This is a genomic window from Duganella zoogloeoides (assembly GCF_034479515.1).
In the GTDB taxonomy this organism is placed as follows: Bacteria; Pseudomonadota; Gammaproteobacteria; order Burkholderiales; family Burkholderiaceae_D; genus Rugamonas; species Rugamonas zoogloeoides.
Map to the genome: position 1 here is coordinate 4,823,376 of NZ_CP140152.1, position 18,452 is coordinate 4,841,827.

16 protein-coding genes and 1 pseudogene are annotated in these 18,452 nt (G+C 64.9%); 4 read left to right on the forward strand and 13 right to left on the reverse strand.

Annotation, left to right across the window (positions count from 1 at the left end; genetic code table 11):
• Window positions 1–108 precede the first annotated feature (108 nt).
• The 3 genes and pseudogenes from SR858_RS21275 to SR858_RS21285 form a co-directional block, all read left to right on the forward strand.
• A complete protein-coding gene (locus tag SR858_RS21275; protein ID WP_040377741.1) occupies window positions 109–630 on the forward strand; it encodes a GlcG/HbpS family heme-binding protein in 522 nt (173 codons plus the stop codon).
• Window positions 631–632: 2 nt separating this feature from the next.
• Entirely contained in the window at window positions 633–1,067 is a 435-nt protein-coding gene (uraH, locus tag SR858_RS21280; RefSeq protein ID WP_026637233.1) for a hydroxyisourate hydrolase, read from the forward strand.
• Between the two features lie 46 nt (window positions 1,068–1,113).
• A pseudogene (locus SR858_RS21285) lies at window positions 1,114–1,254 on the forward strand (molybdopterin cofactor-binding domain-containing protein); the annotation flags it as partial.
• 24 nt (window positions 1,255–1,278) lie between these two features.
• Here SR858_RS21285 and SR858_RS21290 read toward each other — a convergent pair.
• The 5 genes from SR858_RS21290 to SR858_RS21310 all read right to left on the reverse strand — a co-directional run bounded on the left by SR858_RS21290 (window position 1,279) and on the right by SR858_RS21310 (window position 7,393).
• A complete protein-coding gene (locus SR858_RS21290) occupies window positions 1,279–1,968 on the reverse strand; it encodes a hypothetical protein (protein ID WP_019921534.1) in 690 nt (229 codons plus the stop codon).
• A 122-nt stretch (window positions 1,969–2,090) separates the two neighbouring features.
• Window positions 2,091–3,494 (reverse strand): alkaline phosphatase, encoded by a 1,404-nt coding sequence (locus SR858_RS21295; RefSeq protein WP_019921533.1) that lies wholly within the window; start codon window positions 3,492–3,494, stop codon window positions 2,091–2,093.
• 22 nt (window positions 3,495–3,516) lie between these two features.
• A complete protein-coding gene (locus SR858_RS21300) occupies window positions 3,517–4,965 on the reverse strand; it encodes an alkaline phosphatase (RefSeq protein WP_407654713.1) in 1,449 nt (482 codons plus the stop codon).
• 129 nt (window positions 4,966–5,094) lie between these two features.
• Complete coding sequence (locus SR858_RS21305; protein ID WP_019921531.1) at window positions 5,095–6,189, reverse strand: mechanosensitive ion channel family protein; 1,095 nt, start codon at window positions 6,187–6,189, stop codon at window positions 5,095–5,097.
• Between the two features lie 109 nt (window positions 6,190–6,298).
• Complete coding sequence (locus SR858_RS21310; RefSeq protein ID WP_026637232.1) at window positions 6,299–7,393, reverse strand: calcium:proton antiporter; 1,095 nt, start codon at window positions 7,391–7,393, stop codon at window positions 6,299–6,301.
• A gap of 167 nt (window positions 7,394–7,560) precedes the next feature.
• On the opposite strand from SR858_RS21310, the gene SR858_RS21315 reads away from it, so the two are divergent.
• Window positions 7,561–8,697 (forward strand): glycoside hydrolase family 43 protein, encoded by a 1,137-nt coding sequence (locus SR858_RS21315; RefSeq protein ID WP_019921529.1) that lies wholly within the window; start codon window positions 7,561–7,563, stop codon window positions 8,695–8,697.
• A 10-nt stretch (window positions 8,698–8,707) separates the two neighbouring features.
• Here SR858_RS21315 and SR858_RS21320 read toward each other — a convergent pair whose 3' ends face one another.
• The 8 genes from SR858_RS21320 to SR858_RS21355 form a co-directional block, all read right to left on the reverse strand.
• Window positions 8,708–9,484, reverse strand: a complete 777-nt coding sequence (locus SR858_RS21320) for a PEPxxWA-CTERM sorting domain-containing protein (RefSeq protein WP_051120299.1) — start codon at window positions 9,482–9,484, stop codon at window positions 8,708–8,710.
• Between the two features lie 348 nt (window positions 9,485–9,832).
• Window positions 9,833–10,642 (reverse strand): isocitrate lyase/PEP mutase family protein, encoded by an 810-nt coding sequence (locus tag SR858_RS21325; protein ID WP_019921527.1) that lies wholly within the window; start codon window positions 10,640–10,642, stop codon window positions 9,833–9,835.
• A gap of 9 nt (window positions 10,643–10,651) precedes the next feature.
• Window positions 10,652–13,015 carry a DNA polymerase II gene (locus SR858_RS21330; RefSeq protein ID WP_019921526.1) on the reverse strand — a complete coding sequence of 788 codons (2,364 nt, stop codon included), beginning with the start codon at window positions 13,013–13,015 and terminating at the stop codon, window positions 10,652–10,654.
• 71 nt (window positions 13,016–13,086) lie between these two features.
• A complete protein-coding gene (locus SR858_RS21335; RefSeq protein WP_019921525.1) occupies window positions 13,087–14,148 on the reverse strand; it encodes a LacI family DNA-binding transcriptional regulator in 1,062 nt (353 codons plus the stop codon).
• 34 nt (window positions 14,149–14,182) lie between these two features.
• On the reverse strand, window positions 14,183–14,887 hold the full coding sequence (locus tag SR858_RS21340) for a histidine phosphatase family protein (RefSeq protein WP_019921524.1): 705 nt from the start codon (window positions 14,885–14,887) through the stop codon (window positions 14,183–14,185).
• Window positions 14,888–14,900: 13 nt separating this feature from the next.
• Window positions 14,901–15,518, reverse strand: a complete 618-nt coding sequence (locus SR858_RS21345) for a PqiC family protein (protein ID WP_019921523.1) — start codon at window positions 15,516–15,518, stop codon at window positions 14,901–14,903.
• Window positions 15,515–17,137 (reverse strand): PqiB family protein, encoded by a 1,623-nt coding sequence (locus tag SR858_RS21350; protein ID WP_019921522.1) that lies wholly within the window; start codon window positions 17,135–17,137, stop codon window positions 15,515–15,517. Before SR858_RS21350 ends, SR858_RS21345 begins: the two co-directional genes overlap by 4 nt.
• Window positions 17,130–18,398 carry a paraquat-inducible protein A gene (locus tag SR858_RS21355; RefSeq protein ID WP_019921521.1) on the reverse strand — a complete coding sequence of 423 codons (1,269 nt, stop codon included), beginning with the start codon at window positions 18,396–18,398 and terminating at the stop codon, window positions 17,130–17,132. Before SR858_RS21355 ends, SR858_RS21350 begins: the two co-directional genes overlap by 8 nt.
• Window positions 18,399–18,452: the final 54 nt, after the last annotated feature.

Here is an 18,452-nt window from a genome sequence, read left to right on the forward strand (position 1 = left end):
TTCTACCCCTGCCGACGAGCGCGCTGGCTGACGAAATTATCATCTGGCCGTCAGCCTGGCGTCGGGGTCGGAAGCGCACACTGCGGTCTTCATTCAGCCGAGGATCTCATGACTTCTACTACTGCACTCTGCGCTGCCGTGCTGGCAACCGCGATCGCCGGCCCCTGCACGGTGGCCGCTGCGGACCTGGTGCCGCAACCGGCGCTCACCCTCGCTGCAGCCAGCCGCCTGGCCACTGCCGCTGGCGGCGCCTGCCGGCAGCTGGACCGCACCATCGCGGTCGCGGTGCTCGACGGCGGCGGCCACCTGCTGGTGCTCGAGCGCGACCCGGCGGTCGGTCCGCACAATATCGAGGCGGCCCGGCGCAAGGCGTTTACCGCACTCTCCACCCGCACCGCCACGCTGGACCTGGCCCGGCGCGCAGCGCGTGACGCCGACAGCCGCAACCTCAACACCTTGCCCGAGCTGCTGCTGCTGGGCGGCGGCGTGCCGCTGATGTCGGCCGGCCAGCCGGTGGGCGCCATCGGCGTGGCCGGTGGCGGCGGCGCCGGCAACGACCATGCGTGCGCACTGGCAGCGCTTGCCGCCGTGCCCGCGCTCGACCAACCAGTTACTCACTCCAGGGAATGACCATGCACCAGCTGAAAAACCTCGCACTTTTCCTCGCGTTTGCCGCAGCTTGCGGCGCCGCCGCTGCCGCCGCCCCGGCCCGCGCCCCCAATCCGCTCAGCGTCCACGTGCTGGACCTGCAAAGCGGCCAGCCCACGGCCGGCATCCGCGTCACGCTCGAACAACGCAGTGGCGATGGCAGCAGCGACTGGCGCGTGCTGGCCGCCAGCGTCACCAACGCCCAGGGCCGCATTGCCGCGCTGTACCCGGACGGCAAGACCATGCCGGCCGGCGACTACCGCATCGTGTTCGAGACCGGCGAACATTTCAGGCGCGCAGGCACGCCCACGTTCTTCCCGCGCATTCCGGTGGAGTTCCACACCGAGGCGGGCGTGGCGCACTATCACATTCCGCTCCTGCTCAGCCCTTACGGGTACTCCACCTATCGCGGCAACTAGGACCGCCAGCCGTCGCGCCGGGCGCGGATATCGCGCATCGGCGAGCAGTTGCGCGGCCGGCCGCATTTTGAATCCCAAGACCGCGCGCAGCCAGATCATCGGCGGCATGACCATGGGCGCCGGCGCGGCGCTGATGGAAGACCTGGTGGTCGATCACCAGCGCGGTTTTTTCGTCAACCACGAGCTGCCATCGAGGTTTTTCCGGGCGTTCCTAGTCGAGGAAGTCGGCGAACTCGCGCTGGGCGTAACCGTGCAGTTTGTTCCACGGCGCCGGCGTGGCGCCGGCACGCGCCACCACATCGACGCGGCGATAAAAAGTGCCGGCCTTGTCGCCGCTTTCTATCGTGACCGGAATCTGGCGCTGCTCGTCCCACAGCACGCGCTGATAGACGCCGTTGTCCTCGCGCTCGCGCCACTTCGCGCCGGGCGTGCTGCTGGCGCGGTTGGTCACGGCCATGGTTTTCAGCAGGCGCGGGTCGAGCAGGTAGAACGCGCGGTCCCACGACCCGTCGAAGTTGACGTTGTCGAACTCGGTGACCGGGATGGCGATCACCGCCTTCTCTTTCGCATCGACAAACTCCAGGCGCGGCGTCTTGCCGGCGTTGATCACGTGGCGCGGCAGCATGACATGATTGAGGCCGTGGCGATGACCGCCCTCCTCATGTTTATGCGGCGCCGCATGCGCCGGCAGCACCCGCGCACTCCACACGTGGCCGGGCCGGCGCAGCATGGTTTCCTCGTAGCGCGACTCGCGGGTAACGCCGTCGGGGGTGACGGTTTTGCTGTAGTAGGCAATCGCCAGGTCGAGGTCGGGTGCGGTGGCCGGTGCATTGGCAACGGCGTGAACGGTGCCGGCGAGGCTGAGGGTGGCGAGCAGCGTGGAAAGGCGGGAGATTTGCATGAGGTCTCAATTGTTGGCGTTTGATTCGTCATTCCCGCGCAGGCGGGAATCCATGGACCGCGTGGATTCCCGCCTGCGCGACGGTCCGTCGTTACAGCATGACGGACCTTATTGCAGCGACTTTAAAACCCGAACGCCGTCTTCAGCAGCCCAAACACCTTGGTGTTGTCGAGCGTGCCCTTGAACGGCTTGGCGCCGGCGCCGGTAGCAAACAGTTTGACATCGCCACCACCGTGGGTTTCGCTCGACAGGCGCACGCCGGTCTCTTGCAGGTAGTTATCGGCCAGCACCGTGGTGCTGTCGAGGTTGTCGCGCAGGTTCGGGCGGTTCGGGCCGTTGCCGAACACCAGCGTGGTGTAGGTCTTGCCATCGGCATCCTTGGCCGGCTGGCCGTCGCGGTAACCACGGTTGATGTCGAGGATGGGGTTGCCGCGCTTGCCGTAGCCGTTGAACGCCAGCGTGTGGTCGTGGTCGGCGGTGACCACGATCAGGGTATTGGCCAGGGTCGGGTCGGTCAGTTTGGCCTTGGCCAGCGCGGCCTTGATGGCGTCGTCGAATGCAATGGTGTCGGTCAGCGCGCGCTTGGCGTTGGTACCGTGCAGCGCGTGGTCGATGCGGCCGCCTTCCACCATCAGGAAGTAGCCGTTGGTGTTTTGCGCCAGCAGGTCCATCGCCTTGACCGTCATCTCGGCCAGGCTCGGTTGCGACGCGCCCTCGCCCAGCGGCGGCGTGGCGGTGCGATCGAGTTCGTATTCGAGGTGGCTGCGGGTGCTGTACAGGCCGATGAATTTCTTGCCGGTGGCAGCATTCATCTCGGTCTTGTTGGCAGCGACCGTGTAGCCCTTGGCGGCCAGTTCGGTCAACAGGTTGCGGCCGTCGGCGCGGCCGGTGGTGTTGCCGGCGGCGTAAGGCGTGAAGTGGTTGCGCCCGCCGCCCATCAGCACGTCGACGCCGTCGCCCAGGGCAATATTGAAGCCGGCGCCGCCCGGCACCAGTTGCGCGGCAATGTGGTACTGCGCGTTGCGGTTGCAGATGTGCGACCAGGCCGTGGCTGGCGTGGCGTGGGTCAGCTCGGTGGTGGTAATCGTCCCTACGGCCTTGCCCTTGGCCTTGGCCAGTTCCAGGATGGTGGCGGCCGGCGTGCCGTTGGTGGCGGCGCAGTTGTTCACGCCGAGGTTGCCGTTGGCGTCGCGGCCGGGGTTGGTGGCGACCGTTTCGGCGGACATCGAGATCACCTCGTTGTTCATTTTCACGCCGGTCATGTAGGCGGCCATCGACGGTGCGCTGTCGGTGGTCTGGGCGTCGGCCGAGAAAGTCTTGATGCGCGCGGTGCGCTCCAGCGTGTCCATGGTCAGGCTGCCGTCTTCGCCGTACTTGTAGATGCGCGCGGCGGTAATCGTGGTGGGGCCCATGCCGTCACCGAGGAAGAAGATGATGTTCTTGGCTTCGCCGGCAGCGTGCGCTGGCAGGGTGAAGGACGTGGCAAGGCCCAGGGCCAGGCTGGCCGCAATCAGGGTAGGTTTCATGTCTGGTATCCGTGTGAAAGTTTTACAGGCCGGAGGCGGTCTTGACCAGGCTAAACACCTTGGTGTTGTCGATGGTGCCGGTGAAGTTTTCGGCGCCCTTGCCGATCGCGCCCAGGAACACGTCGGTGCCGCCGTGGGTCTCGCTACCCACCGCCACCCGCACTACCGCCTCCTGGTGATAGGTATTGGCGCTGGTCACGCTGTCGTCCAGGCTGGCCATGCTGCTGCGGTTGCCCTGGGTGCGGTTCTCGCCATTGCCAAAGCCGATGATCGGGTACGGTGCACCGTCGAGGTCCTTGTCCACCGCGCCGGTCACGTAGTTTTTCACCACGCCCAGCACGCCGGCATTGGCGGCAGTGGTTTTGCCGGTGCGCTTGGCGTAGCCGTTCAGGACCAGCGTGTGGTCATGGTCGGCGGTCACCACGATCAGGGTGTTTTTCAGGTCCGGGTCGGCAATGCGGGCCTTGGCCAGCACGGCCTTGATGGCGTTGTCGAACGCCACCATGTCGTGCAGCGCTTTCTTGGCCGTGGTTTCATGCAGCGCGTGGTCGATGCGGCCGCCTTCCACCATCAGGAAATAACCCTTGCTGTTCTTGGCCAGCACGTCCATGGCCTTGGTGGCCATTTCGGCCAGGCTCGGCTCCTTGGCTGGGTCACGGTCGAGGTCATAGCTCATGTGGCTGGACGAGAACAGGCCCAGCAGGCGGGTGGTCTTGCTGGCGTCGATCGCGTTCAGTTCGGTGACATTGCTGACGTACGTGGCGTTCCTGGCTTTCGATTCGTCGATCAGGTTGCGGCCGTCGCTGCGCTTGCCGCCGGCGGCGACCGGCACGAAGAACTGGCTGCCGCCGCCGAGCATCACGTCCAGGCCCGTGCCCAGCGCGGCATTGAAGCCGGCGCCGCCCGGCACGGAGGCGGCGGCGATATCGTTCTCCAGGTCGCGGTGGCAGATGTGGGCGTAGGTGGCGGCCGGGGTGGCGTGCGTCACGCGGGTGGTGGTGACCACGCCTGTAGCCATGCCTTGCGTCTTGGCTTGTTCGAGCAGGGTCGGCACCGCCGTGCCATTGCTGGCGCCGCAGTTGTTGCCAAGCTTGTTGCCGTTGGCGTCGGCCACCGGATCGACGGCGACCGTGTTGGCCGACATCGAGATCACTTCGTTGTTCATTTTCACGCCGGTCATGTAGGCGGCCATCGACGGCGCGCTGTCGGTCACTTGCGCGTCATTCGAGTAGGTCTTCACGAATGCCGATTCCGGCAGCGTATCGACGGTCAGGTCGCCGTCTTCACCGACGGCGTAGATGCGGGCGGCGGTCATGGTGGTCATGCCCATGCCGTCGCCGAGGAAGAAGATCACGTTCTTGGGGGCGGCGGCCACCGGGGTGGTGGGCGCGGTCTCGTTGACCGGGGTGGAATCGCTGTTGCAGCCGGCCAGCAGGACGGCGGTCAGGCCGGCAAGCAGTGGGAAAAGCAGCGGCTTGCACAAGGAGTTGCGGTTCATGGTGTGTGTATCCGGCAATCGTTTTAAAGATTTGCAAGATAACAAGCCAGCGTGACAGCTTGATGACAGATTGTCACCAAGCCCCAATGCCCCTGCGCTGCGTCAGGTTTTAACGGCCGCCTGCGGGGGCGGCGCTTCATTCTCGAGCAGCAGGCGCCGCGCTGGCGCCGTGGTGCTGATGCCCATCTCGGCAAAGCGCTCCATGGTGGCCAGCAGGATGGTCTGCTGGGTATCCATGTACACCAGGTAGTTGGACGTGAGCACAAAAAACACCAGCTCGTACTCGATCGCCTCGGGCGTGACCGCTTTCAGGTGGACGCGGTCGCAGCGGATGTCGGGCTGGGCCTCGACGATGGCGCGGATCATGGCCGGCACCTGGCCCGCCAGCGCAGCCGGGGTATCCGGGTTGATGCGGAACGACATGACGATGCGGCGCGTGGCCATGCGCTTGTAGTTGCGCAGCACGTTTTTCAGCAGGTCGGTGTTCGATACCACGATCTGTTCGCCGCTATCGGCGCGGATGCGCGTGGTCTTCAGGCCCACGTGCTCCACCGTGCCGGACACGCCGAGCACATTGATGGCGTCGCCCACCTCGAACGGCTTGTCCACCGCGATCGACAACGACGCAAACAGGTCGCCGAGGATGTTCTGCGCGGCCAGCGCAATGGCGATACCGCCGATACCGAGACTGGCAATGAACGTGGTGATGTTGATGCCGGCGTTGGACAGTACCGACAGCAGCAGCAAGGTCCACAACAGCGTCTTGATGGCGCCGCTGACCAGCGTGTTGGCCACCGTGAGCGGCGCGTTGGCGTCGTCGGACTGGCTGCGGAAGTAGCGGCGGATGCCGATGGTGATGGCGCGGGTGAGGTAAATCGTCACCTGCACGCCGATCACGATGAACCATAAATGGTCGATGCGCTGGTTCCACACGGCGCCGAAGTCGAGCACCGTCAGCGCCGCCAGCACGGCGATCAGGAGGATGACGAAGTTGCTGGTGCTGGCCACCGTGGCGCTGAGCACCTCGGCCAGCGGGCGCTGGGCATGGGCGCCGGCGGCCATGTGTGCCAGGCGCCGCCGCACGAACAGTTGCAAGCCGTGCAGCAGGAAAAACACCACCGTGCCGACCACGGCAGCGACAATCCAGTCTTCGAGGGGAATATTGGTGAGCCAGGGGCTCAATTGGTAATGGTTCAATGCGGGCTCCTGTGCTTGAGTTGGCTAGATGGTAACCTTCTCAGCACTGACGAGCCCGCACTTTTCCGTAAAGAACCTCTAAAACCGCGCAGTAGGTTTTCGAGATTCCTTAAGGAACGATTGCTGTAAACAAATAGACTGCGAAGATTACCAGGTGCACCGTGCCCTGCATCACCGTGGTGCGGCCGGTCCCCAGCGACAGCGTGGCGACGATCAGCGACAGCAGCAGCAATACGCTGGACTTCACGTCGATACCGAGCGACAGGGTCCAGCCGGTCATCAGCGAGACCACGGCCACGGCGGGAATCGTCAGGCCGATACTGGCCAGGGCCGAGCCGAGCGCCAGGTTCAGGCTGGTTTGCAGGCGGTTGGCGCGCGCGGCGTGGAAGGCGGCGATACCTTCCGGCAGCAGCACCACGGCAGCGATGATGATGCCGACCACGGCCTTCGGCGCACCGAGCTTGAGCACGGTCGCTTCGAGCACAGGCGACAGCATCTTGGCCAGCAGCACCACGCTGGCCAGGCAGGTCAACAGCAAGGCGGCGGACAGCCAGGTCATTTTCAGCGGCGGCGGCGGCGCGTGGGTGTCTTCGTCGTTGGTGGCCACTTCCGGCAGGAAGTAATCGCGGTGGCGCACGGTCTGCACCAGCACGAAGGTACCGTAGAGCACCAGCGACACCAGCGCGATGAAGCCGAGCTGGCTGGCGCTGTACGACGGGCCGGGCACGGTGGTGGTGTAGTTGGGCAAGACCATGGTGAGAATCGAAATCGCCGCCAGCGTGGTCAGCGCGGCCGACACGCCCGACAAGGTAAACGTCTGCTCGCCGTGGCGCTTGGCGCCAGCCAGCAAACACAGGCCCAGCATGCCGTTCAGGATGATCATCACGGCCGCGAACACGGTGTCGCGCGCCAGTCCGGCGGTCGCTTCACCGCCAGCGATCATCAGCGAAACGATCAGCGCCACCTCGATGGCGGTCACCGCGATCGCCAGCACCAGCGTGCCATACGGTTCGCCCACCTTGTGCGCCACCACCTCGGCGTGGAACACGGCCGCCAGCACGCCGGCAAACAGGCCCGCCACCAGCAACAAGGTATAGACCTGGCCGACGATGTCCTGCGCACCCATCGCCTGGCCGGCGATCAGCAACCAGGCGATTACCGGCGAGGCGATCGACCATATGGGCAAAGACTTCGATATTTTCACTATGACACTCCCGTTGCTTGGCTCTGGAAAGCGCATTGTAACTGCTGCATGCTTGCGCATTAAACAAAGCGATAACCAAATGCGCGCGTGCGATGAAAATCCGGCGAGGTGGGCACCTGGAGCCGCCGCCCGTGGTATGGTCCGAAAAAAATGCTACGGAGACAGACATGAAGCGCAGGGAAATGACCAAGGCCATCGCGGCCGGGCTGATGATGCCGTTTGCCTTTTGCCAGCAAACTGCCCAGGCACAAAGCCGGCCGGCCGCCGCCGGCCGCCAGTTGCGCATCGTGCCCGCCATTGCGCCGGTGGCCGGCACCCGCGCCCCGGCCGAGCAGGACATGCAAGCCTACCTGTTCGTCTATTTCAAGGACGAAACCCACTCGGTCCACTTCGCCACGTCCACCGACGGCTACACCTTCACCGACCTCAACGACGGCCAGCCGGTGTTACCGGGCAAGGGACTGGGCGAGCAGCAAGGCGTGCGCGACCCGCACCTGATGCGCGGCCCCGACAACGCCTTTTATATGTCGATGACCGACCTGCACATCTACGCGCGCGACGCCGGCCTGCGCAGCACCGAATGGGAACGTCCGGGCGAGGATTATGGCTGGGGCAACAACCGCGCGCTGATCCTGATGAAATCCTACGACCTGGTCAACTGGACCCACGCGCTGGTGCGCATCGATCAACTGTTCCCGGCCGACTACGCCGACGTCGGCGCTGCCTGGGCGCCGCAAACCATTTTCGATGCGGAAAAAAACCAGCTGATGGTGTACTTCACCACCCGCCACAAGGGCGGCCAGAACTACCTGGTGTACGCCTACGCCAACGCCGCCTACACCACGCTCGAGACGACACCGCAGCAGCTGTTCCACTACCCCGACCAGACCAAGAGCACCATCGACGGCGACATCACCAGGGTGGGCAACAAGTACCACCTGTTCTACGTCGCCCACGACGCCCCGAACGGCCTGCGCCACGCGGTCTCGGACCGCATCAACACCGGCTACCAGTTCGACCCGCGCAAGATCGATCCCGAAACGGTCGCCTGCGAAGCGCCGATGGTCTGGCGCCGCATCGGCAGCAAGAACTACGTGCTGATGTACGACGTGTTCGGCCTCAAGCCGAACAACATGGGCTTTTCGGAAACCGCCGACTTCACCACGTTCAAGAACCTGGGCCGTTTCAACGATGCCGGCTCACCGATGCGCGCCACCAATTTTTCCGGTCCCAAGCATGGCTCGGTAATGCATATCACGGCGGCGGAACTGGCGCGCCTCAAGGCGCATTTCGCTCGAGCCTGACTACCGGCAGTTACGCCGCCAGCGAGCCGGAACCGGGCACTGCGCGGGACTGCTGGCGCCGACGCATCCAGCCGATCAGGCCCAGGCCGCCGATCATCATGGCGTAGGTGGACGGTTCCGGCACGGCGGTGACCGAGATGTTGTCGACCGCCACGTCAAAGTTGGTGAAGCCGTACATATAGCCGGGTACGAAAGTTCCGAACACCACTTCGTCCACGCTGGCCAGCACGTCGGCAAAGCTGCGGCCGTCTGGCAGCTTGGGTCCGGCGCCGTCGTCGGTGGAGCCATAGCCGCCCCAGCCCGCCGGCAAGCCGGTGGCGGTCGGGTCGGCGATGGTGACCGACAGGTGCTGCCAGTCCTGGGTGGCGTCGATGGTGCCGAGCTTGTACCACACGCTCGAGTACGGCATGCCGGCCGGCGTGTTGCCATAGTCGCGCAGCTCCACCACCACGTCGCGCGCAACGTCCTGGTTGAAATACTTGATCTCGTTGGCCTTGATGTCGAGGCCCAGCGTCACCGGCCCCTTGGCCGAGTAATCGCCAAGAAAGGCGGTGTTGGTGGTGGTGCCGAACGAAATGCCGAAGTTTTCTATCACGGTGCGCAGTGCCGGCGCGCCATGGCCCATGCTGGTATCGATGCCGGAACCACCATTGCCATCCGCCGCTTCCAGACCGTACCAGCCCTCGTTACCATTGGAAAAATCCACTGTCGTGGAACCACCGGCCGCACAGGCGGCGCTACCAGCGAGGGACAACATCACCGCCATCATTGCTTTGTTCAAAGTCATGAGTCTTCCTTTGTCAGTTGGAGGGAGAACAAGCCACCGGCCGCCGAAAACTTGTGATCTCCGCAGAGCCGGTGCAGGGCCAGTTTGTTGTCGTTCCATCCAGCAGTCAAAGACTATGAGTCACAAATTTGCAACCAAAATGTAACCATTGAGCGGGTAATTTTCCTTACCCCTACTATGCGTTCTATTTGGAAACGGGCACGAAAGTGACCAACAGTATTGGTTTTGACGTTACCTGTTGAGATGGCGGGCCGTGCCGTCGGAATGCACCAAGGCAAGCAACGCGCAATTCTGCACAATCGCCCACAACGTCCATCGCACGATGCATGTCACCTTTTTGCCACAGCGTTAATGCGCAGACGGCTGATACAAAGCCTGTAACTGGCCATACGGCATGGCCTGCGCCACCAGCGGACCGGCGTTGCCGGTGGCGAGGAAGTCGCGGCCCATCCCGGCAGCGACTGCCCACAACGCTTGCGGAATGCCGGAGCCGGCGCTCAGGCGACGCACGCCCAGCTGCATGAGCGTGTCGGCGTCCGGCACGCCCGGCCAGTCCATCACGTTGACCGGCAAGGCCGCTGCCGCGACCACCTGCGCAATCTCATCGGGCTTGACGATGCCGGCCACGAACAGGCCGTCGGCGCCGGCCGCCTGGTACAACGCCGCGCGGCGCAGCACTTCGGCCACCCGCTCTCCTTCCGGCGCCAGGTTTTTCAGATACACGTCGGTGCGGGTGTTGATGAAAATGTCCCTGCCCTCCTGCGCGGCCAGCTCCTTGATCGCGGCGATCTTGGCAGCCAAGACCTGCGGCGCATCGTGACCGTCTTCGAGGTTGACGCCTGCCACCCCCACGTCGATCAGGCGCAGCACGCTCAGCGCCACGGCCTGCGGATCGTCGTCGTAGCCGTTTTCGAAATCGACCGACAACGGCACCGTCAGCACCCGCGCGATATTGGCGGCCACGGCGATCGCCACATCGACCGGCATCTGGCCGCCATCGGCATAGCCGGCGGCCCACGCCACGCCGGCACTGGTGGTGGCAATCGCCGGCGCACCGAGGCTTTCGAACAGCCGTGCGCTGCCCGCATCCCAGGCGTTGGGCAGGTGCAGCAAGCGGCTGCCGTCGTGCAGTTTTTTGAAGGTGGTTACAGCGTTCATCCGGGCTCCTTAAAATAAACTCGATTGCATGGTGGTGAGATTGCCGAAGCTGTCGTGCATCGGTTGCAAAATGGCGTCCGCAATCGGCTGCAGCTGCTTGGTCAGGTAATGTTCGTAGTCGATCTGCGACCGTAAATCTTCCAGCGGTTCCGGGCCGCTGGTGGTCATCACGTAGCTGATCCAGCCGCCGTTCTGGTAGCGCAGCGGGCGGCGGTGCGCCAGGTTGTACTCGTCGGCCAGGCGCGCGGCGCGCACCTGCGGCGGCACGTTCACCTTGTACTCGTCGAGCGGCTGGCGCAGGCGCTTGCGGTACACCAGCAGGTCGTCGCATTCACCGGCCAGCATGCGGTCCGCGTACTCGCGCACGTAGTCCTGGTAAGGCTGGTTCTTGAACACGCGCATGAACAGGCCTTGCTGGAACTGCTGCGCCAGCGGCGTCCAGTCGCTGCGCGCCACTTCCAGGCCGCGATAAATCACTTCCTCTGCGCCTTGCGCATTGATCATCAGCCCGGCGTAGCGCTTCTTGCTGCCCATTTCCGTGCCGCGGATGGTGGGCATGAAGAATTTCTGGTAGTGGGTGTCGAACTCGATTTCGAGGTGACAGTCGAGGCCATGCTTTTCCTTGAGCATGGTGCGCCACCACTGGTTGATGCCGTCCGCCAGCTGCTGGCCGATGGCCAGCGCATCGTCGTTGCGGTGCTCTTTTTTCAGCCAGATGAAGATCGAATCGGTGTCGCCGTAAATCACGTCGTAGCCCTCGGCTTCGACCAGCGCGCGCGTCTGCTTCATCATCTGGTGGCCGCGCAGTGTCACCGACGACACCAGGCGCGGATTGAAGAAGCGGCATTCGGTGGCGCCCAGCACGCCGCAGAAGGAATTCATCAACAGCTTCAATGCCTGCGACAGCGGCTCGTTCTTCGCGCGCTTGGCGGCGTCGCGCTGCTTCCAGATCTGCGTGGTGATCTCGGGCAGGCAGTGCTTCGTGCGCGAGAACACGGTGCCGTTCACGCCCTCCACCTGGTCGGCCGCATCGGTGGCCGCCTCCCCTTCGATCAGCCCCACCGGATCGACCAGGAAGGTGCGGATGATCGACGGGTACAGGCTTTTGTAGTCGAGCACCACGACCGAGTCGTACAGGCCCGGCTTGGAATCCATGACAAAGCCACCGGGCGACGCCCCGCCCGACACATCGCCCACGCTGGGCGCCACGTAGCCCTCGCGGTGCATGCGCGGCAGGTAGTGGTGGCTGAAGGCCGCGATCGAGCCGCCCAAGTGGTCTGCCTGCAGGCCGGTGACGGTGGCGCGCTCGATCATGAACGCCAGCAGGTTGGCCTTGTCGAAAATGCGCGTGACCAGCTCGCAGTCCTTGAGGTTGTAGTGCGCCAGCGCCGGCTTGTCTTCGTGGAAGCGGCGCTCGATCTCGGCCATCTTGTCGTAGTCGCTGCCGATGTCCTTGCCCTCGCCCAGCATCTCCTGCGAGACGTTCTCCAGGCTGTACGACTGGAACATCCACGACGCCGCCTTGAGCGCGTCGATCCCGTCCAATACGATGCGGCCCGTCACCGGCGCGAACATATAGCCCTGCTTGCCCGGGTGCTCGCGCCACTCGATGGTTTTGTTTTCGCGGCCCAGGGTCAGTGGAATGCGGTACTTGTCGGCGTTCTTTTGCAGCACCCGCAGATCGAACTGCACCACGTTCCAGCCGATGACCACGTCGGGATCGTGGCGCGCGAACCAGCCGTTCAGGCGCTCGATGACCTGGCGCGGCGTGGCGCAGTATTCGAGATCGAAGTCGATCGACTGCCCGGATGACTCCGGTGCAGTGCCGAGCATGTACACCTGGCGCTGGCCGCAGCCTTCGAGCGCAATCGAATACAGGTCGCCGTGGGCGCTGGTCTCGATATCGAGCGAGACGATCTTGAGCGTGGGACGGAAATCGGGCGCCGGCCTGAGCTTGCAGTCGAAGATCGTCGCGCCTTCGACGCGGCCGCCTTCAACGGTGACGCCGGCCGAAATGAACCGTTCCATCAAATAGCGCTCGGGCGGGCGGATATCGGCCTCGTACATGCGGATGCCGTGTTCGCGCAGCGTGCGCTCAAACGCGGTCAGTGCCTTGTAGCGCGACGCGTACACGCCGATCACCGGCTCCTGCTGGAAGGTTTTCAATTGCAGGTCGCGCAACTCGATGCCGCCCGACTGATCCATCAGCGCCGCGATGGCCGCGCGCTGTCCTGCCTCGGCAAAGGCGACGGAAGTTTGCGCGGTCAGGCGGATTTTCCGGGGGCCGTCGTCGGTGGCCAGCCAGAAGTCGATCTCGGTGCCGTGCGCAGTATCGCGCCAGTGGCGCGTGAGGATAAAGCCGGTGCAGGTCATGGCAGAATTATACTGTATGTGCATACAGCCGCAATTCTGGCCTTGCTTAGCTGCGGGAGCAGGCGCAGGGGTCAGCCGCTACTGCGTTCAATAATCGAGAAGCCGATATCGAGGATGCGCTCGCCCACCTCGCGCTCCTGCGAGCGGTCGAGGATGAAACGCGCCGCCGTGGTGCCGATCAGCGCGCCGTCGATGCGCACGGTCGTCAAGGCCGGATGCAGCTCGCGCGCAAACGCCAGGTCGCCCAGGCCAATGACAGCCAACTGCTCAGGCACCGCGATGCCGAGCGCCTGCGCCTCGGTCAGCACGCCCAGCGCCACCATATCCGAGCTGCAGAACACGGCGTCGATATCGGGATGCTGCGCCAGCAGCGCGCGCAGGCCGGTGCGACCGAAACCGGTATTGGTGGGCGCGGGCGCCACCAGCGCGGGAATTGCCGCCTCACCCGGCGCGGCCATGCCCAGCGTAATTGCCGCATCCGAGAACGACTGCATGCGGCGCCGGGCGCGGTCGTCATCGGCGCCCAGCGTGGCCACGCGGCGGCGGCCGCGCGCATGCAGGTATTCGGCCACCGCCTGCCCGACTTTTTCGTGCGAAAAGCCGATCAGCATGTCGATCGGGTTGGGCGCCAGATCCCAGGTTTCCACCACCGGGATGCCGCTGTTTAGCAAGCGCTTGCGGCCGGCTGACGAATGCATGATCCCGGTAAGCACCACGCCGTCGGGGCGGCGGCCGATGATGGCTTCGAGCAGTTCATCCTCGCGCGAATCCTCGTAGCCGGACTGCCCCAGCATCACCTGGTAGCCATGCTGCGCCAGCGCCGCCGTCAGCGACTGCACCATCTCGAGGAACACGTTGCCGGCAATCGTGGGAATCACGGCAGCGACCAGCCGGCTCTTGCGCGACGCGAGGCCGCCGGCCAGCATATTGGGCACGTAACCGGTTTGCGCGACCGCGTCTTTCACGCGCTGCATGATCGCGTCCGACACCACGCTGGGATTGTTGAGCGCGCGCGACGCGGTGATCGGCGCTACGCCGGCCAGGCGCGCGACGTCGCGCAGCGTGATGCCGCCGCTGTTGCGGCGGCGCTTGGGACTGTCGTGGCCAGGCGGTTTATCGGTGGGATCGGTCATGCTGCGATTTTAACAGGTGGACAACAGGTGAGCTTCAGCGGTAGGTGAGCATGTCTTTCCCGCCCAGCGCTTCCAGGTGGGCATAGTTGTTGAAGTAATCGAGGCCGAATTCGCCGGGCCGGTGCAGCAGCCGGGTGACCGAGCAGTTGGCCATCTTCCACGTCATTTCCATGACCTGGTAGTCCTGCAAGCCCAGCACGTGCTGCATCACGGTGGCGGTCACGCCGCTGGACGTGAACACCAGCGTGGCCTGCTTGCTGTCGGGGCGGTCGAGGCGCTCCAGCGCGGCCACCACGCGGGCGCGGAATTCGGGCCATGCCTGCGCGTATTCATCGTCATGCCAGCCGGTCATCCAGCGCTGCATCGCCGCGCGGAACAGCTGCTCCATGGCGCGCTGCGGCTCGCGCTGGCCGGCCAGGCGTTCGCCCAGCGCCGCCGGGTCGGCGAATTCCGGGCAGTGGCGCAGCATCACTTCGTGGTGGTCGAATTCGGCAAAACCCGGCTCTATCTCGCGTTGCGCCGGTGGCCACAAGCCGGCCGGCATCTCGGCCTGGCAGGCGTCGGCTGCCTGCGCGTGGCGGACCATGCCGCCGGTCAGTACGCGGTGAAAGCGCTGGTCGCGCCTGGCGAACCACTGTCCCAGCAGGCGCGCCTGCTCGATGCCGCGTGGCGACAGCTGGTCGTAATTGGCGCTGCCGAACGACGCCTGCGCGCTGCGCACCAAAAAAATCTGTCCCATGATCGTCCTACGACTACGAAGCCGAAGCCGGGCAGGCCGCGCTGCCATTGGCAGCCAGGCCGCGCACCGCCGTGGCGATATCGGCGCCCAGGCGCGCGACGGCGCGGCGGTGGCCTGCCACCAGCGCCTCGTTACCGTCGCTCACCGTCTCGCTGGCAACCGTGCGGCAGGTCAGCACCTTGGGGCTGCCCACCTGGCGCACGCTCCATACGGCGTCGAGCAGCGCGTACTTGCCGGGGGCCGACTCGAAGCGCTGGACATTGGTGCTGATGCGGTACACGGTGGCGCCTTCCGGCGTGGGCGTGCGGAACACGTCCACCGCGCCCAGGTCGTTCGTCACCACCTGCGACAGTGCCTGGCCGATTTCGGCGGCCGGCGGCGAGGTCCACAGGTCCTGTTCCAGCAAGTCCATGCGGCCATCGGTGGTCACCACCAGCTGTTTGCGCGCCACCTGCTGCGGCACCGTCACGGCCGGAATCTCGATGAAGTACGCGGGGGCTGCGCCGCTTTTCGCGGCGGGCGTGCCCATGCCCGTGGCCAGGCTGTAGAAGCGGTCGGGCGGCGTGCTGGAGCAGCCGGCCAGCGCAGCAGCAACAGCAGCGATGGCGAGGCCATACAAACGGTACGTCATTTCTTCTCTCCTTTTTTCTCCGGCTTGCCGCGGATGAGCGACTCGGGATGGCGTTCCAGGTAGTCCGTCAGCGCGTTGATGGACTCCATGGTTTGCGTCAGTTGCTGCAGCGCTTCGCGCAGATCGGACTGCACCGGCGAGTCCTTTTGCAGCAGTTCCTCGGCGGTGCCGAAGGTTTTGCGCGCCGCGCCCAGGGTGTCTTTCATCTCCGGCACCACTTGCGAATCGATCTGCTTGAGCAGAGTGTCGGCGCTTTTCAGGGTGTCGCGCAGGTTGGTGCCGATTTCCTCGAACGGTACCTTGTCGAGCTTGCGTGCAATGCTCGAGAGCTGGGTTTGCAGCTCGTCGAGCGTGTTCGGTACGGTCGGAATCTCGAGCGGGTCCTGGTTCATGTCCACCTTGGCGCTCTTGGCGTTCGGGAAGAAGTCGAGTGCCACGTACAGCTGGCCGGTGAGCAGGTTACCGGTGCGCAGCTGGCCGCGCAGGCCGCGCGCCACCATGCGCTCCATCACCTGCGGCCCGGCGTTGCGGTCCTGGTCGTCGTCGATGCTCTTCTGGAAGGCGCGGCCCAGGCGCGCCGGGTACATGTCCACCGTGACCGGCATGCGGAAGGTTTTCTTGACACGGTCGAACTCCACGCCCACCGAACGCACTTCGCCCAGCACGATGCCACGGAAGTCCACCGGCGCGCCCTGCGACAGGCCGCGCAGCGACTGGTCGAAGTACAGCACGGTGGTGATCGCGGGACCATCCGGGTCGCGCAGCGCGCTGGCCTGGTCGGCGGCCAGCAGGAACTGGCTGCCCTGCGGCGCCACCACGTCGGGTTTCTGGCCGCCGGCGCTCTCGAACGCGATCCCGCCCACCACCAGCGCGGCCAGTGATTGCGTATTGAGCTTGAAGCCCGACGAATCGAGCCGCACATCGACGCCGCTGGCATGCCACCAGCGCGTGTTCTTGCCCACGTACTGCTCGTACGGCGCGCGGATGAACACTTTCATTTTCACGCCGCGTCCCTGCTCTTCCAGGTCGAACGCGGTCACCCGGCCCACCGGGATGCGGCGGTAGTAGATTGGCGAACCTACATCGACGGAACCGAGGCTTTCGGCGTGCAGCGTAAACAGGCTGCCCTTTTCGTCGGTGGCTACCTGCGGCGCTTCTTCCAGGCCGGCAAATTCGGTGGCGGTCTCGCCGGACTTGCCGGCATCGACGCCGATGTACGCGCCCGACAGCAGCGTGCCCAGGCCGGAGACGCCGGTAGCGCCCACCTTGGGCCGCACCACCCAGAAGCGGGTGTCGGCTGCGGCAAAGCGCTCGGCTTCCTTGCTCATGTCGATCTTGACCAGCACCCTGGACAGGTCGCGCGAAATCGAGATCGAACGCACGATGCCGATATCGACATCCTTGTATTTGACCTTGGTCTTGCCGGGTTCCAGGCCGTCGCCGCTGCGGAAGCTCACCGTCACCGACGGCCCCTGGTCCACAAAGGTCTTGATCACCAGGCCCACGCCGATCAGCGCGGCCAGCAGGGGGATCAGCCAGACCAGCGAGGGCAGCCAGCGGTTGGCCTTTTCGACGGCCGGCTCGTGCACCGGCCGTAGGTGGTCTTCGTTTTCAGGCATGCTTTTCTCCATGTGTATCGACGGGGTCCCAGATCAGGCGCGGATCGAACTGCATCGACGCCATCATCGTCAGGACCACCACGGCGCAAAACGCCAGCGCGCCAGGGCCGGCGGTGATCACCGCGAGCGACTGGAAGCGCACCAGCGCCACCGTCAGCGTAATGACAAAAATATCGAGCATCGACCAGCGGCCGACAAATTCAACGATGCGGTACAACACCGTGCGCTGCTCCGGGCGCCAGCGCGAGCGGCGCTGCGCAGTCGCGGCCAGTATCGCCAGCGCCACCAGCTTCATCACCGGCACCACGATACTGGCCACGAAAATGATGATCGCCAGCGCCTGCGAGCCGCTGTTCCAGAACAGCAGCACGCCGCTGATGATGGTGTCGTCCTCCTTGCCGAACAGGGAGTTCGTGTACATCACGGGCAGCAGCATGGCGGGAATGTAGAGAATGGTGGCAGCGAGCAGCAGCGCCCAGGTGCGGCCCACGCTGTCCGGGCGGCGCCGGTGCAGCGCCGACTTGCACCGTTCACAGTGCTGGTGGCGGCCTTTTTCGGGGGCCACCAGGCCGCAGCTATGGCACGCCACCAGCGGCGCGCCGGCAGCGAGCGCCTGGTAATTGAACTGCGACTGCGACGGGCGCATGCCCTTGGGCCCCGGCAGGTGCTCGCCGATATTCCATAAAATCTTGGGGTCGAACGACATCACCAGCGCCAGCATCAGGGTAAGCACGGCAAACGCGAACAGGCCGGGATGGACGATCACGCGCGCCAGGCTGGTCATCTTGACGATGGTGATCAGGATGCCGATCATCAGCACTTCCGTCATGCCCCAGCGCCGCGCCGTGCCGAGCGCGCGCAGCATGGAGTCGAATCCGGGCGGCCGCCGCCCCCGGCTCAGCGACAGCGTGACGTAGAACAGCGACGCCAGCTCCACCGCCGGCAGCACGATGGTAAACAGCGTGACGATGGCCGCAACGATCTCCATCTTCTCGCGCCAGAGCACGTAAATCGCCCCCATCAGCGTGGAAGCGATGCTGTAGCCGCCCACCGACAATTCGACGATGGGGAAGAACTGGGCAATCAAGAAGGTGAAGATGGCAGCCAGCGTGATGGCGGCCATGGCGCGCGGATCGGAGCGGATGCCGCGATAGAGTATCGAGCCGCAACGCACACACCGCGCCTTTTCGCGCGGTTGCAAAGGGCGGTGCTGGTGCAGCACGCCGCAGTCGTGGCAACTGATCAAATCGTAGCGATACACGGTCCGGCCGGAATGATGGAAACATTCATATCATACGGCAATACTGGCGCGCAC